Genomic DNA, 15,625 nt, shown 5'->3' on the forward strand with positions numbered 1-15,625 from the left:
GAAAATGACGTTGCAAAATTCAACGCCGGTTATTACCCACATGCAGGTTATTCCGGTTGCAGGTCACGACAGTATGCTGCTCAACCTGAGTGGCGCACATGCACCCTATTTCACGCGTAACATTGTGATTCTGAAAGATAACGCCGGGAATACCGGTGTCGGCGAAATTCCCGGCGGTGAGAAAATCCGTCAGACGCTGGAGGATGCTGCCGCGCTGGTGGTGGGCAAAACGCTAGGCGAATACAAAAACGTGATGACGGCAGTGCGTGCGCAGTTCGCCGATCGTGATTCCTCTGGGCGCGGTTTGCAGACGTTCGATCTGCGTACCACCATCCATGTCGTCACGGGGATAGAAGCTGCCATGCTCGATCTGCTGGGGCAATTCCTCAATGTCAGCGTGGCTTCACTGTTGGGCGATGGTCAACAGCGTGATGCAGTAGAAATGCTGGGTTATCTGTTCTACATCGGCGATCGTAATAAGACCGATCTGCCTTACCAGAATCAGACGAATGAGAAGTGTGATTGGTATCGTCTGCGTCACGAAGAAGCCCTGTCGCCAGAAACCATCGTGCGTCTGGCCGAAGCCGCGTATGAAAAATATGGTTTTAATGATTTCAAACTGAAAGGCGGCGTACTGGCCGGTAGTGAAGAAGCCGAAGCGGTGACTGCGCTGGCGAAACGATTCCCGCAGGCGCGCATCACGCTAGACCCGAATGGTGCCTGGTCACTGGATGAAGCCATCGGTTTGGGTAAACAACTGCGCGGTGTTCTGGCGTATGCAGAAGATCCGTGTGGCGCAGAACAAGGTTTCTCTGGTCGTGAAGTGATGGCCGAGTTCCGTCGTGCGACGGGGCTGCCTACCGCGACCAACATGATCGCCACCGACTGGCGACAAATGGGCCACACCATCTCGCTGCAGTCGGTCGATATTCCGTTGGCCGATCCACACTTCTGGACGATGCAAGGTTCCGTTCGCGTGGCGCAGATGTGCCACGAATGGGGCTTAACCTGGGGTTCTCACTCCAATAACCACTTTGATATTTCACTGGCGATGTTTACCCAGGTTGCCGCAGCGGCTCCGGGTAAGATTACGGCAATTGATACGCACTGGATTTGGCAGGAAGGCAACCAACGCCTGACGAAAGAACCGTTGCAGATTGTTGGCGGCATGGTGGAAGTGCCGAAGAAACCGGGTCTGGGTGTCGAGCTGGATATGGATCAGGTAATGAAAGCACACGAACTGTATAAAAACATGGGATTAGGCGCACGTAACGACGCAATGGGAATGCAGTACCTTATTCCTGAGTGGACGTTTGATAATAAACGTCCGTGTCTGGTTCGCTAACGTTCTGCTTTTCCGTTTTTTGAGCGCGCCGCTTCAGGCAAGCGGCGCTGGAATGACCGAGGATAAAAAATGAAGACTCCGCTGTTACCTAACCGTTTTCGCCAAGATTTGCAGCAGGGGAAAACGTTGATTGGCTGCTGGTGTGCGCTAGGCAATCCGATTTCAACCGAAGTGCTGGGGCTCGCGGGATTCGACTGGCTTGTGCTGGATGGAGAGCACGCGCCTAACGATATCGTGACGTTTATTCCCCAGCTAATGGCGCTGAAAGGTAGCCACAGCGCGCCTGTCGTCCGTCCGCCGTGTAATGAACCGATCATCATCAAACGGTTGCTGGATATTGGGTTCAATAACTTCCTGATCCCCTTTGTAGAAACGGCGGAGGAAGCCGCGCGTGCGGTTGCCTCCACTCGTTATCCGCCAGCCGGTATTCGCGGCGTTTCCGTGGCGCATCGTAGCAACAGCTATGGCACCGAACCGGACTATTTCGCCAAGATTAACGACAACATTACCGTCGTGGTGCAAATCGAAAGCCAGGACGGCCTCGACAATCTGGATGCGATTATCGCAGTCGATGGCGTAGACGGCGTATTTGTTGGCCCGAGCGACCTGTCTGCGGCGCTGGGCTATCTCGGTCAGCCTAACCACCCTGAGGTGCAGAAGGCGATCCGCCACATCTTCGATCGCGCGGCGGCACATAACAAACCGTGCGGCATTCTGGCACCGGTTGAAGCCGATGCGCGTCGCTATCTGGAATGGGGCGCAAGCTTTGTGGCCGTTGGTAGCGATCTGGGCGTGTTCCGCAGCGCGACACAGGCGCTGAGCGACAAATACAAGAAGTGATTCAGACATTCCGCTGCGAATCGGGCTCGTCATGAGACGGGGCCATCGTGAATTGAAGTGATATCTACATCAGACAATGAGGTTAGGGCGATGAAAATTGGTTTTATTGGGCTGGGCATTATGGGAAAACCGATGAGTAAAAATCTGCTGAAAGCAGGTTACTCATTAGTCGTGATGGACAGAAATCTGGACGCGGTCGCGGAAGTGGTAGCGGCGGGTGCAACGGCGGCTGAAACGCCAAAACAGGTTGCGGCGCAGAGCGACATTATCATCACCATGCTACCTAACTCTCCGCACGTTAAAGAGGTGGTGCTGGGTGAAAACGGCGTCATTGATGGCGCGCGTGCCGGAAGCATTGTGGTGGATATGAGTTCCATCGCACCACTTGCCAGCCGTGAAATTGCGGCTGCGTTGGCGGCGAAAGAGATCGCCATGCTGGACGCCCCGGTTAGCGGCGGTGAGCCTAAAGCGATCGACGGCACGCTGTCCGTGATGGTCGGTGGTGACAAAGTGCAGTTTGACCGCTGCTTTGAAATTCTTAAATCAATGGCAGGTTCCGTTGTACATACCGGCGATATCGGCGCGGGCAACGTCACCAAACTGGCGAATCAGGTCATTGTGGCACTCAATATTGCCGCTATGTCTGAAGCGCTGGTGCTGGCGACGAAGGCAGGGGTTAACCCCGATCTGGTTTATCAGGCGATCCGCGGTGGGTTGGCGGGCAGCACCGTGTTGGATGCGAAAGCGCCGATGGTGATGGATCGTAACTTCAAGCCAGGGTTCCGTATCGATTTGCATATCAAAGATCTGGCAAATGCCTTGGATACTTCACACGGCGTTGGTGCACAGTTGCCGTTAACGGCGGCGGTGATGGAAATGATGCAGGCGCTGAAAGCGGACGATCTGGGATCGGCTGACCACAGTGCGCTTGCGTGTTACTACGAGAAACTGGCTAAAGTAGAAGTTACGCGATAAGCCGTGAAGCGATAGTCACGAGGCTGGCACAGGATGCCAGCCGACTGGCAGATAAGCATTCTGATCTACCCAAGAGATTTCAGGATCTCTGCCCTGAAAGCTGATGGGTATAAGCGCTATTTCATGAGCGCGCGGATTATTGATGCAATCGGAACGTTGATGAAATCGGATCGTTTATGAAAATAGTGATCGCACCGGATTCTTATAAAGAAAGCTTGTCTGCACAAGAGGTTGCTACGCAGATTGAAAAGGGGTTTCGTGAAATATTTCCCGATGCCTGCTATGTCAAATTGCCCGTTGCAGATGGTGGAGAAGGCACGGTTGAAGCCATGGTTGCTGCGACCGATGGTAAGATTGTTAATGTTAAGGTGACAGGACCGTTAGGCGATAATATTGACGCGTTCTTTGGCCTGTCTGGCGATGAAAAAACGGCGTTTATTGAGATGGCGGCGGCAAGTGGCCTGGAGCGCGTGCCTTCACAACAGCGTAACCCATTAAAAACTACCAGCTATGGCACAGGTGAGTTAATTCGCTGCGCGTTGGATCATGGTGTCCAGCATTGCATCATCGGGATTGGCGGGAGCGCAACCAATGACGGCGGGTCGGGCATGGTGCAGGCGTTGGGCGCGAAACTGTTGGATAAACAGGGCGAACAGATTGGTTTTGGTGGTGGTGAACTCGACAAACTTGCGCGCATTGATATCAGTAAGTTGGATGAACGTATCAAAGACTGTCGTTTTGAAGTGGCCTGCGATGTGACCAACCCGTTGACGGGAAAACAGGGCGCATCAGCGATTTTTGGTCCTCAGAAAGGCGCAACGCCGGAGATGATCGAACAGTTAGATAATGCGTTGAAACATTATGCTGCAGTGATCCGTCACGATCTGGACATGGATGTGGAACAGGTTCCTGGTGCCGGCGCGGCAGGGGGAATGGGCGCGGCGTTACAGGCCTTTTGCGGCGCTGAGCTTCGTCAGGGAATCGAGATTGTCACGGAAGCGCTGGGGCTGGATGAACTGGTTCGGGATGCCACGCTGGTGATTACTGGGGAAGGGCGCATCGATAGCCAGACGATCCATGGCAAAGTACCGATTGGCGTGGCGCGAGTCGCCAAACAGTATAATAAACCGGTTATTGGTATTGCAGGCAGCCTGACGGCAGATGTCGGCGTGGTGCATGAACATGGTCTGGATGCCGTATTCAGCGTGCTTTACAACATCTGCTCACTCGAAGAAGCGTTGGATAATGCGGCAGAGAATGTGCGAATGACGGCGCGTAACATCGCCGCCACGATCCGACTGGCGCAGTCAGTATCGGGCGCGTGCTACGAAGGAGCATGAAATAGCTGTATTGTCAGCACACGAAACTGTCTCCACAGCCACATAAAATGTGGCGAAGAGACCGGGCTATGTCGGCCATTGATTATGGGAGTCGGGGATTGATATGCGGCTGGGCGGCATTGTTAACGTTGTCAATCTCGTCCAGTAATTCCAGCCATTCGGGTTCGAGATCGTTGGCGTGAACACCTTTACGCAACTGTTGTTCCAGATAGCGGCAGATGCGTTTCAGACGCGGAACGCCGCTGTAGCTGCAACTGCCGTGCAGTTTATGGACCAGCTCGATAATATCGTCATCCGTCTGACCATTTAGCACGTTCTCTATTTTCCGCTGCACCTCCGGTAGGAAATCCAACAGCATTTGTAACAGGTCACGCGCCAGTTCCGGTTTGTTGGCCGCCTGTTGCTGCGCTAATGCCCAGTCGAGTGACAGTTGGCTATCGTCGTGCTCGCTCAGTAGACCCACCATGTCGGCCCGATCGCGCTTCAACGGATCTTTCCGCGCATGACGTGTTAGCACGCTTTTCAGCATCTGCTCGTCTATCGGCTTAGCCAGATAGTCATCCATACCCGAGCTCAACAGATGTTCACGTTCACCCGTCATCGTCTGCGCGGTCACCGCGATAATGGGCGTAGTGGCATGATGAGGGATCTGGCGGATCAACTCGCTGGCGCAAATGCCATCCATACCCGGCATCTGAATATCCATCAGGATAATGTCGATTTGATGCATTTTTGCCTGTGCAATCGCCTCTGTCCCGCTTTCGCACAAGATAATCGTATCGACCTGTTCCTCCAGCAGTGTGCCGATCAGTTTCAGATTAGCCGGATTGTCATCTACCGCCATCACGCTCAGCGGCAGACGGGCTGGATGGCGTACTGTACCCTGATGCGATGTGGTGTCGCTCGGCAGGAAAGAGAGTTGGAAGAGCGTGCTGTTCTGTAGTAGTGGTAACAGGCGTGATGCGGCAAGCGGTTTGCTCAGGCAGGCATGCACGCCGAAAGCCTTCAACTGCTCGGCATCCATTTGCGCCAGACTGGGCAGCGCCAAAATCACACACGGCGCACGGCGGCAGATATCGCGCAGTCTGGGCGTGTAGTCGAGTAGTGTATTGCGATATTGCGCGGGAATGGCGAGCAGCAGGATATCAAATTCCCCTTCCGGCAATTGCTCAAATGTCGGGCTATAGCTCACCATCAACGGCGTCTGGCTCAGGATATCCAACGTGGCCTGTGCGGCGATAGGATGGTACTCGACGTAGGCCAGATGTTTACCTTGCAGCATCGTGTAAACCGGCTCAATAGGTACGGTGTGGGGATTGAGCGGCAGCGTGATGTGGAACCAGAAGGTCGAGCCTTTGTTGAGCTGACTTTGAAAGCTGATGTCGCCGCCCATCTCTTTGACCAAACGTTGGGTGATGACCAGCCCAAGCCCTGTACCGCCATGACGGCGTGAAATGCTGGTGTCAGCCTGACGGAAAGCCTGAAACAGTTGCGATTGCTGCAACTCGGCGATACCGATGCCGGTATCGCATATTTGTACCTCTAGCTGAACCTGATGATGTTCCTGTCGGCGCTTTTCTACTCGAATGTCAATGTTGCCCTGTTCAGTAAATTTAATCGCATTGCCCAGCAGGTTAGTGATGATTTGCTGTATCCGTAGCGGATCGCCGACGTATTGTTCGGGAACGTCATTCTGAATACTGAGCGTCAGTTCTAACCCTTTTTCATGTGCCGTATGCGCCAGCAACATCACAACGTCGTCCAGCGTGCTGTGCAGGGAGAACGGAATATCCTCCAGTACTAGCTTTCCGGCCTCCAGCTTCGAGAAATCCAGCACATCGTTAATAATGTTCAGCAGGTTATTGGCGGATCGCTCAATGGTAAGCAAATAGTCGGTCTGCGTGGTGTTCAGTGAGGTTTTCAATGTCTGGCGGGTGAAACCGATCACACCATTCAGCGGCGTTCTCAGTTCGTGTGACATATTCGCCAAAAATTCGGACTTGATGCGCGCCGCTTCCTGCGCTCGCTTTTTGGCGAGATCCAGCTCGACGTTTTGGATCTCCATCTGCTCCAACGTTTCTCGCAGATCGTAGGTCGCCTGATCGATGTTTTGCTGCATTTCTTCGTGGTAGGCGGTCAGCGACATCGCCATCGAGTTAATGCCGTTTTTCAGCATATCCAACTCGCCGAGCATGTAGCCTTCCACCCGGCTATCCAATTGCCCGCGGCGAATGCGATCGACGGTATCCACCATATTACGGATCGGTGTGGTGACATCCCGCATCAGACGATAGGCAAAAATAACGGCGGCACCCAACGATAACAGCAGCAGGAGCGCGGCGATAAAGATTTCCTGATACTGCTGAAGCCGGATGGTACTGGTATCCAGCTCGATCACCAGATAGCCGAGAGGTGTCGCGGTGCCGGGCTGCACTCCGCCAGGCATGAATTCACTGTCATTGACGATCGGCATGTGCAAAATCAGTGCATCGTTCGTGTGGTGCAGGTGCAGCTTATTGTACGAAAGCGCATCGCTACTGAGCGGCTGTAATGTCACGTTGTTGCGGACATTGGTGGTGGCCAGTAGCTGATTACGGGCATCGAACACGCTAATGGTACGAATAATTGCCGAGTGGCGGCGATGAAGCGTATTGATTAACGCAGGGATCGTGTCCATCTGGCGATGAGTAATGGCGTAAGCGCTGATGGTTGCTAGCGGTTCAATGATGCTGGTGCCCGAATCGGCCAACTGCGTCTGTAGCTGATTGTAACGATGGATAACGAAGAACGAGCTGAGCAGCAGCCCGATCATCAGCGTCGGAGCCAAAATCAGTATCAACATCCGTGCACGAAGACTGTATTTGGTCATGAGGTTCCAATGTGGGAGAATTAGAGGATGCCAGGCACCCTATTATTTAATTTAGTTATACCTTAAATAATTCGAGTACAGCCGTTCAACTCAAGAGAAAAATCGATAGTACATTATGGCGCAATTCTACTCTCCAAACCGGCGTGTGACGACCCGGAAAGCAGTTCCAGCGAAAAACCTCACTGTCACGGTGGCGTCACTTGACCCGTTTGGGCAGGGCGTAGCGCGTCACGAAGGCAAGACGGTTTTTGTCACAGGTGTGCTGCCGGGAGAGCAGGCCGAGGTGCAACTGACGGAAGAGAAGCGTCAGTTTTCACATGCCAAACTTAAACGCCTGTTGACGCCTAGTCCGCAGCGCGTTGAGCCGCAATGTCCTCATTTTACTCGCTGTGGCGGTTGCCAACAGCAGCATGCGGAAATTACTCTGCAGCAGAGCAGCAAAACCGCAGCATTGATGCGCCTGATGACGCGAGAAACGGGCGTTGAACTGCCAGCCGCATCGCTGATTGCTGGCACACCTTATGCCTATCGGAGACGTGCGCGGCTTGCGTTATACTTTCAGGCAAAAGAGCAGCGGCTATTGATGGGCTATCGGCAGCCCAATTCTCACGATCTGGTAGATATCAAGGCCTGTCCGGTATTGCGACCAGAGCTTGAAGCGCTGCTGCAACCGCTGCGCGAATGTCTGAGTCGACTAAAAGCGGTGAAGCGTCTTGGGCATGTGGAACTGGTGCAGGCGGAGAACGGTCCGCTGCTGGTGCTGAGGCATCTTGATCCACTGCATCCATCGGATGAGCAGGCGTTGCGTGATTTTGCCCAGCAGCAGAGTGTCTCGGTTTATCTGGCACCGGATGCCGACTCGTTGACGTGCCTACATGGCGAAGAGCCGGTTTATCACGTCGCCGGGCTGACGCTGGCATTTAGCCCACGTGATTTTATTCAGGTCAATGACGCGGTTAACCAGCAGATGGTCGCGCAGGCACTGGCGTGGCTGGATGTACAACCGCAGGATAAAATATTGGACCTGTTTTGCGGTATGGGTAATTTCACGCTGCCGCTGGCACAGCGTGCCGCCAGCATTGTCGGTGTGGAGGGGGTTACCGCACTCGTCGAGAAAGGGCGCGAAAATGCCCGGCGCAATGCGTTGTCCAATGTCACATTTTTTCACCAAAATCTTGAGGATGACGTCACACAGCAACCGTGGGCGGCTCAAGGTTTTGATAAGATATTACTTGATCCGGCACGTGCAGGTGCGGCAGGCGTGATGGAGCAAATAACCAGATTGGCACCGAAACGGGTGGTGTATGTTTCCTGTAACGCCACGACGCTAGCACGCGACAGTAAAGTATTACTCGCAGCCGGTTACCGGCTGGCGAATGTCGCAATGTTGGATATGTTTCCACATACCGGACACCTTGAATCGATGGCACTGTTTTTGCACGATTCCGGCACGCGGAAGGCTTAATAAGCAGAGTACAGCGTCGTTTGCAAGGTGAAGGGTAACGTAGGGAGAAATTATGGTTGCGGTAAGAAGTGCGCATTTGAATACGGCAGGTGAATTTGTCCCTGACGCGTGGATTGCTTCATTGGGCATTGCCAGTCAGCAATCGTGTGAACGTTTAGCCGAAACCTGGCGTTACTGTGAGCAGCAAACGCAAGATCAGCCCGATGCCTCGTTGCTGCTGTGGCGCGGCATCGAAATGGTGGAGATCCTGTCCACGCTTAGCATGGACAATGACAGCATGCGTGCGGCGCTGCTCTTTCCGCTGGCAGATGCGAACGTGGTCGATGAACCGACGCTGGAAGCTGCGTTTGGGAAAAACATTGTTGATTTGGTGCATGGCGTGCGCGATATGGATGCAATCCGCCAGCTCAAAGCGACGCAGAATGATTCGGGCTCCTCCGAACAGGTCGATAACATCCGGCGTATGCTGCTGGCGATGGTGGAAGATTTCCGCTGCGTGGTGATTAAGCTCGCCGAGCGGATCGCACACCTACGTGAAGTGAAGGATGCCCCGGAAGAAGAACGGGTGTTGGCGGCCAAAGAGTGTACCAATATCTACGCGCCGCTGGCTAACCGTTTGGGTATCGGCCAGTTGAAGTGGGAGTTGGAGGATTTCTGCTTCCGCTACCTGCATCCTGATGAATATAAAAAAATCGCCAAATTACTGCACGAGCGCCGTATCGATCGCGCGCAGTACATTGATGATTTTGTCAAAACGCTGCGCGATGCGATGAAAGAAGAGGGCGTTCAGGCAGAGATCTACGGTCGCCCCAAACATATCTACAGCATCTGGCGCAAGATGCAGAAGAAAGCGCTGTCGTTCGATGAACTGTTCGACGTGCGCGCAGTACGCATTGTCGTTGAACGTTTGCAGGATTGCTATGGGGCGCTCGGTATCGTGCATACGCACTATCGCCATCTGCCGGACGAGTTCGACGATTACGTCGCTAACCCTAAACCGAACGGCTATCAATCTATTCACACCGTGGTGTTAGGGCCGGGTGGGAAGACGCTCGAAATTCAGATTCGCACGCGTCAGATGCATGAAGATGCCGAACTGGGCGTCGCAGCGCACTGGAAATACAAAGAAGGCACTTCCGTGGGCGGGCGTTCTGGCTACGAGGGTCGTATTGCCTGGCTGCGTAAACTGCTTGCCTGGCAGGAAGAAGTTGCTGATTCGAATGATGTCCTAGATGAAGTTCGCAGCCAGGTGTTTGATGACCGCGTCTATGTCTTTACGCCGAAAGGCGACGTGGTGGATCTTCCGGCGGGTTCCACGCCGTTGGATTTTGCTTACCACATCCATAGCGATATCGGGCACCGCTGCATTGGCGCGAAAATTGGCGGGCGAATTGTGCCGTTTACCTACCAACTGCAAATGGGCGATCAGATTGAAATCATCACCCAGAAGCAGCCGAACCCAAGTCGTGACTGGCTGAATCCGAATCTGGGCTATATCACCACCAGTCGCGGGCGCTCCAAGATCCAGAACTGGTTCCGCAAGCAAGATCGCGACAAGAACATTCTGGCTGGTCGACAGATTCTGGATGACGAACTGGCGCATTTGGGGATTAGCCTGAAAGCGGCGGAAAAGCTGTTGCTGCCGCGCTACAACGTGAATTCGCTGGATGAGTTACTGGCTGCGATTGGCGGCGGTGATGTGCGTCTGAACCAGATGGTGAATTTCCTGCAATCGCAGTTAAAACAGCCGAGCGCGGAGGAGTTGGATCGCGCAGCCCTGCGCCAACTGACGCAAAAAACGCATCAGCCGCCAGCGCGCAGTAATAACAAAGATAACGGTCGCGTGGTCGTTGAAGGCGTTGGCAATCTGATGCACCACATTGCCCGCTGCTGCCAGCCGATTCCGGGTGACGAAATTACCGGGTTTATCACGCGTGGCCGGGGAATTTCCATTCACCGCGCTGACTGTGAACAGTTGGACGAACTGCGTGCCAGTTCGCCGGAGCGCATTGTGGATGCGGTATGGGGGGAAAGCTACTCCAGCGGCTATTCGCTGGTGGTGAGAGTCATTGCTAACGATCGCAGCGGCTTGCTGCGAGATATCACCACGATTCTGGCGAATGAGAAGGTCAATGTACTGGGCGTTGCCAGCCGTAGTGACACCAAACAGCAGTTGGCAACGATTGATATGGATATCGAAATCTACAACCTGCAAGTGTTGGGTCGCATTCTGGCGAAGCTCAACCAATTGCCGGATGTGATTGATGCACGGCGCCAGCAGGGGGCGTAAATGATGGTTTTACCATCAGCCAGTTGAAAACCTTGTACGAGTGTGGTGAAAAGTTTCGTGCGTGGTTAGCAATATTGTTCTTTGTGGCACCATTGCCACGCCCGACTGAGGGATGCTCAGGTGCCGCATCCCTCAGAACCCTGGCTTTTGGCGAGAATTGTGCCGCGTTGCGGTTCCTTCGATGTACATGTCCGCTGTCGAGCCACCTGTGACGCGTTCCCTACGCGGCACAGGTTTTCGCCGCATCCATGCGGCTCACTCGGCGACCATGCGCATCTCAGCACAATTTTTTACGCCGTTGAAATGAAAATAGTGATGTCTTTGCGCTTTTTAGCCGAAGTTAGCTGTCGTACTTTGCTATTTTTATACACATTTTTTCAGGAATATTATGACCGTATCTTTGACAAATCTATCCTCCGTCGAGCGCCTGCTCGCCATCATGAAAACCCTGCGCGATCCCGAAAATGGCTGTCCGTGGGACAAGAAGCAGACCTTTGACACCATCGCGCCTTATACGCTGGAAGAAACCTACGAAGTGCTGGATGCCATCAGCCGTCAGGATTTTGACGACCTGCGTGGTGAGTTGGGGGATTTGCTGTTTCAGGTGGTGTTTTATGCACAAATGGCACAGGAAAAGGGATTGTTCGAGTTTTCCGACGTGTGTAACGCCATTAGCGACAAGTTGGAACGCCGTCATCCGCATATTTTCGGCGAACTGACGCTGACGGACAGCGATGCGGTGCTGGCAAATTGGGAGCAGACAAAAGCGCAGGAACGTGCGGAAAAAGATCGTCTCTCGCCGTTGGATGATATTCCTGATGCGCTACCTGCCTTGATGAAAGCACAAAAAATTCAGCAGCGTTGTTCGTCTGTTGGCTTCGATTGGGACAGCTTAGGCCCGGTGCTCGACAAAGTGTATGAAGAGATTGATGAGGTGATGTTTGAGGCACGGCAAGCCGTTGTCGATGAAGAAAAATTAGGTGAAGAGATTGGTGATTTATTGTTCGCCACAGTCAATCTCTCTCGTCATCTGGGGCATAAGGCTGAGAATGCGTTACAGGCTGCAAATCGCAAGTTTACTCGTCGTTTTCGTGAGGTAGAACAAATCGTTACTGCATCGGGAAAAACGCTGGAACAGGCGACGCTGGATGAAATGGAAGCTGCATGGCAGCAGGTGAAAAAACAGGAAATCAGCCATTGATCCATTTTTAACCGTAAAGTCGTTTTTTATCGATTTTATTGTTTTTATTTGTCTGTTTTTAAAGATAATTGTAGGTTGTGGTGAATGTGGTTTCACCTCGTCTGCAAGTGTGTTGGAATCGCCACATTGTGTAAAACGAACATTTGTGGCGTTCATCAGGTTCAGGTATACTACTTTCCCGTCTTGGTACTCCCATCGTCTTTAAACCTAAACTCTCAGGTTCAGCATGACAACTAATTATATTTTTGTGACCGGCGGGGTCGTTTCCTCTCTGGGTAAAGGCATTGCCGCAGCCTCTCTGGCGGCTATTCTTGAAGCCCGTGGCCTCAACGTTACCATCATGAAACTGGACCCGTACATCAACGTGGATCCGGGCACGATGAGCCCGACGCAGCACGGTGAAGTGTTTGTCACCGAAGACGGTGCCGAAACCGATCTGGACTTGGGTCACTACGAGCGTTTCATCCGCACCAAAATGTCGCGCCGCAACAACTTCACTACTGGTCGTATCTACTCTGATGTCCTGCGCAAAGAGCGTCGTGGCGACTATCTGGGCGCGACCATTCAGGTGATCCCACATATCACCAACGCGATTAAAGAGCGCATCATTGAAGGTGGCGAAGGCCACGATGTTGTTCTGGTTGAAATCGGCGGTACGGTCGGTGATATCGAATCTTTGCCGTTCCTTGAAGCGATTCGGCAGATGGCGGTGCAAGTGGGTCGCGAGCACACGCTGTTTATGCACCTGACGCTGGTGCCATATCTGGCGGCGGCAGGCGAAGTGAAAACCAAGCCAACGCAGCACTCCGTTAAAGAACTGCTTTCTATCGGCATCCAGCCTGACGTGCTGATTTGCCGTTCTGACCGCACCGTGCCCGCCAATGAGCGTGCAAAAATTGCTTTATTCTGTAATGTGCCGGAAAAAGCAGTAATATCCCTTAAAGACATTGATTCAATTTATAAAATCCCGTCGCTATTGAAATCGCAGGGGCTGGACGATTATATTTGTAAACGATTCAGCTTGAACTGTCCCGAAGCAAACCTGTCAGAATGGGAACAGGTTGTGTACGAAGAAGCCAATCCGGGCGGCGAAGTGACTATCGGTATGGTCGGCAAATATGTGGCGCTGCCGGATGCCTACAAGTCCGTGATTGAAGCTCTGAAGCACGGCGGGTTGAAGAACCGTCTGACGGTAAATATCAAACTGATCGACTCACAGGATGTTGAAACCCGTGGTGTCGAAGTATTGAAAGATTTAGACGCTATCCTGATCCCTGGTGGCTTCGGTTATCGTGGCGTCGAAGGGAAAATCATGTCGGCGAATTACGCCCGTGAGAACAATATCCCTTATCTGGGCATTTGCCTGGGGATGCAGGTTGCATTAATGGAATTTGCCCGTAACGTTGTTGGGATGGAAGGGGCAAACTCAACGGAGTTTGTGCCAGACTGTAAGTACCCTGTCGTTGCGCTGATCACGGAATGGCGTGATGAGAACGGCAATGTTGAAGTCCGTGATGAAGCCAGCGATCTGGGCGGCACTATGCGCGTTGGCGGGCAGCAATGCCATCTGACCGAAGGTAGTCTGGTGCGTCAGATGTACGGTGAGCAGACGATTATTGAACGTCACCGTCATCGTTATGAAGTTAACAACATGCTGTTGAAACAGATTGAAGCGGCGGGATTACGGGTTGCTGGTCTTTCCGCCGATCGCAAACTGGTGGAGATTGTTGAGTTACCCGATCATCCTTGGTTCGTTGCCTGTCAATTCCACCCGGAATTCACATCAACGCCGCGAGATGGACACCCCCTGTTTGCCGGCTTTGTCAAAGCCGCTGGCGCGTACCAGAAACGTCAGGTGAAGTAAGAGTTATATCAGCAACGCGCGATCGCTATCGCGCGTTGTTCGTCTAGGGTTTTAGTTCTATCTAAAGTTTTAGTTTAACTTGTACTGAGGAAAATCTAATGTCCAAAATTGTTAAAGTCATCGGCCGTGAAATCATCGACTCACGCGGAAACCCAACTGTTGAAGCTGAAGTTCATCTGGAAGGTGGTTTTGTAGGTCTGGCTGCTGCGCCATCAGGAGCTTCTACTGGCTCTCGCGAAGCGCTGGAACTGCGTGACGGTGACAAATCCCGTTTTCTGGGCAAAGGCGTAACGAAAGCTGTTGCTGCGGTTAACGGCCCAATTGCTCAGGCTGTACTGGGTAAAGACGCGAAAGATCAGGCGAACATCGACAAGATCATGATCGACCTGGACGGTACTGAGAACAAATCCAAGTTCGGTGCTAACGCCATTCTGGCTGTTTCTCTGGCTGCGGCTAAAGCTGCTGCTGCGTCAAAAGGCCTGCCGCTGTATGCTCACATCGCTGAACTGAACGGCACCCCAGGTAAATATTCTATGCCTCTGCCAATGATGAACATCATCAACGGTGGCGAGCACGCGGATAACAACGTTGATATTCAAGAGTTCATGATTCAGCCTGTTGGCGCGAAAACCCTGAAAGAAGCCATCCGTATGGGTTCTGAAGTGTTCCACACCCTGGCTAAAGTTCTGAAATCTAAAGGTATGGGTACTGCTGTTGGTGACGAAGGTGGCTATGCGCCAAACCTGGGTTCCAACGCCGAAGCGCTGGCCGTTATCGCAGAAGCGGTAAAAGCAGCAGGCTACGAGCTGGGCAAAGACATCACGTTGGCGATGGACTGTGCAGCGTCTGAATTCTACAAAGACGGTAAATACGTTCTGGCTGGCGAAGGCAACAAAGCGTTCACCTCTGAAGAATTCACCCACTTCCTGGAAGATCTGACCAAACAGTACCCGATCGTGTCTATCGAAGACGGTCTGGACGAGTCTGATTGGGCTGGCTTTGCTTACCAGACTAAAGTTCTGGGCGACAAAATCCAGTTGGTTGGTGACGATCTGTTCGTAACCAACACCAAGATCCTGAAAGAAGGTATCGATAAAGGCATCGCTAACTCTATCCTGATCAAATTCAACCAGATCGGTTCTCTGACCGAAACGCTGGCTGCAATTAAAATGGCGAAAGATGCAGGTTACACGGCTGTTATCTCTCACCGTTCAGGCGAAACTGAAGATGCCACCATCGCTGACCTGGCAGTAGGTACAGCAGCGGGCCAGATCAAAACCGGTTCTATGAGCCGTTCTGACCGTGTTGCTAAGTACAACCAACTGATCCGTATCGAAGAAACGCTGGGCGATTCTGCGCCGTTCAACGGTCTGAAAGAAGTTAAGGGCCAGTAATTACGTCTCTGGTGTCATCAGGTCGCTGAGAAAACGGTCTGA

The 15,625-nt window shown here is 52.8% G+C and carries 10 protein-coding genes; 9 read left to right on the top strand and 1 reads right to left on the bottom strand.

Going from position 1 to position 15,625, the window contains the following annotated elements:
- Window positions 1-4 precede the first annotated feature (4 nt).
- From gudD to A8F97_RS00870, 4 genes are all read left to right on the top strand, one after another.
- A complete protein-coding gene (gene gudD / locus A8F97_RS00855; protein ID WP_014701211.1) occupies window positions 5-1,345 on the top strand; it encodes a glucarate dehydratase in 1,341 nt (446 codons plus the stop codon).
- A gap of 69 nt (window positions 1,346-1,414) precedes the next feature.
- On the top strand, window positions 1,415-2,185 hold the full coding sequence (gene garL, locus A8F97_RS00860; protein WP_014701210.1) for a 2-dehydro-3-deoxyglucarate aldolase: 771 nt from the start codon (window positions 1,415-1,417) through the stop codon (window positions 2,183-2,185).
- A 90-nt stretch (window positions 2,186-2,275) separates the two neighbouring features.
- Window positions 2,276-3,160, top strand: coding sequence for a 2-hydroxy-3-oxopropionate reductase (gene garR / locus A8F97_RS00865; RefSeq protein WP_025919312.1), 885 nt, complete (start codon window positions 2,276-2,278; stop codon window positions 3,158-3,160).
- Between the two features lie 176 nt (window positions 3,161-3,336).
- Window positions 3,337-4,500, top strand: coding sequence for a glycerate kinase (locus A8F97_RS00870; RefSeq protein WP_014701207.1), 1,164 nt, complete (start codon window positions 3,337-3,339; stop codon window positions 4,498-4,500).
- Between the two features lie 82 nt (window positions 4,501-4,582).
- Here A8F97_RS00870 and barA read toward each other — a convergent pair whose 3' ends face one another.
- Entirely contained in the window at window positions 4,583-7,369 is a 2,787-nt protein-coding gene (barA, locus tag A8F97_RS00875; RefSeq protein ID WP_025919310.1) for a two-component sensor histidine kinase BarA, read from the bottom strand.
- A gap of 115 nt (window positions 7,370-7,484) precedes the next feature.
- On the opposite strand from barA, the gene rlmD reads away from it, so the two are divergent.
- From rlmD to eno, 5 genes are all read left to right on the top strand, one after another.
- Entirely contained in the window at window positions 7,485-8,834 is a 1,350-nt protein-coding gene (rlmD, locus tag A8F97_RS00880) for a 23S rRNA (uracil(1939)-C(5))-methyltransferase RlmD (RefSeq protein WP_015731112.1), read from the top strand.
- A gap of 52 nt (window positions 8,835-8,886) precedes the next feature.
- Window positions 8,887-11,124 carry a GTP diphosphokinase gene (gene relA / locus A8F97_RS00885; RefSeq protein WP_014701204.1) on the top strand — a complete coding sequence of 746 codons (2,238 nt, stop codon included), beginning with the start codon at window positions 8,887-8,889 and terminating at the stop codon, window positions 11,122-11,124.
- Between the two features lie 388 nt (window positions 11,125-11,512).
- On the top strand, window positions 11,513-12,325 hold the full coding sequence (gene mazG / locus A8F97_RS00890) for a nucleoside triphosphate pyrophosphohydrolase (protein ID WP_033071921.1): 813 nt from the start codon (window positions 11,513-11,515) through the stop codon (window positions 12,323-12,325).
- Window positions 12,326-12,551: 226 nt separating this feature from the next.
- Window positions 12,552-14,189 (top strand): glutamine hydrolyzing CTP synthase, encoded by a 1,638-nt coding sequence (pyrG, locus tag A8F97_RS00895; protein WP_005974672.1) that lies wholly within the window; start codon window positions 12,552-12,554, stop codon window positions 14,187-14,189.
- Window positions 14,190-14,287: 98 nt separating this feature from the next.
- Complete coding sequence (gene eno / locus A8F97_RS00900) at window positions 14,288-15,583, top strand: phosphopyruvate hydratase (RefSeq protein ID WP_033071920.1); 1,296 nt, start codon at window positions 14,288-14,290, stop codon at window positions 15,581-15,583.
- Window positions 15,584-15,625: the final 42 nt, after the last annotated feature.

The organism is Pectobacterium parmentieri (genome assembly GCF_001742145.1).
Lineage (GTDB): Bacteria > Pseudomonadota > Gammaproteobacteria > Enterobacterales > Enterobacteriaceae > Pectobacterium > Pectobacterium parmentieri.

Bases quoted from the DNA above. Each gene is read 5' to 3' on its own strand.
- gudD (WP_014701211.1), top strand. From the start codon at position 5: ATGACGTTGCAAAATTCAACGCCGGTTATTACCCACATGCAGGTTATT.
- garL (WP_014701210.1), top strand. From the start codon at position 1,415: ATGAAGACTCCGCTGTTACCTAACCGTTTTCGCCAAGATTTGCAGCAG.
- garR (WP_025919312.1), top strand. From the start codon at position 2,276: ATGAAAATTGGTTTTATTGGGCTGGGCATTATGGGAAAACCGATGAGT.
- A8F97_RS00870 (WP_014701207.1), top strand. From the start codon at position 3,337: ATGAAAATAGTGATCGCACCGGATTCTTATAAAGAAAGCTTGTCTGCA.
- barA (WP_025919310.1), bottom strand. From the start codon at position 7,369: ATGACCAAATACAGTCTTCGTGCACGGATGTTGATACTGATTTTGGCT.
- rlmD (WP_015731112.1), top strand. From the start codon at position 7,485: ATGGCGCAATTCTACTCTCCAAACCGGCGTGTGACGACCCGGAAAGCA.
- relA (WP_014701204.1), top strand. From the start codon at position 8,887: ATGGTTGCGGTAAGAAGTGCGCATTTGAATACGGCAGGTGAATTTGTC.
- mazG (WP_033071921.1), top strand. From the start codon at position 11,513: ATGACCGTATCTTTGACAAATCTATCCTCCGTCGAGCGCCTGCTCGCC.
- pyrG (WP_005974672.1), top strand. From the start codon at position 12,552: ATGACAACTAATTATATTTTTGTGACCGGCGGGGTCGTTTCCTCTCTG.
- eno (WP_033071920.1), top strand. From the start codon at position 14,288: ATGTCCAAAATTGTTAAAGTCATCGGCCGTGAAATCATCGACTCACGC.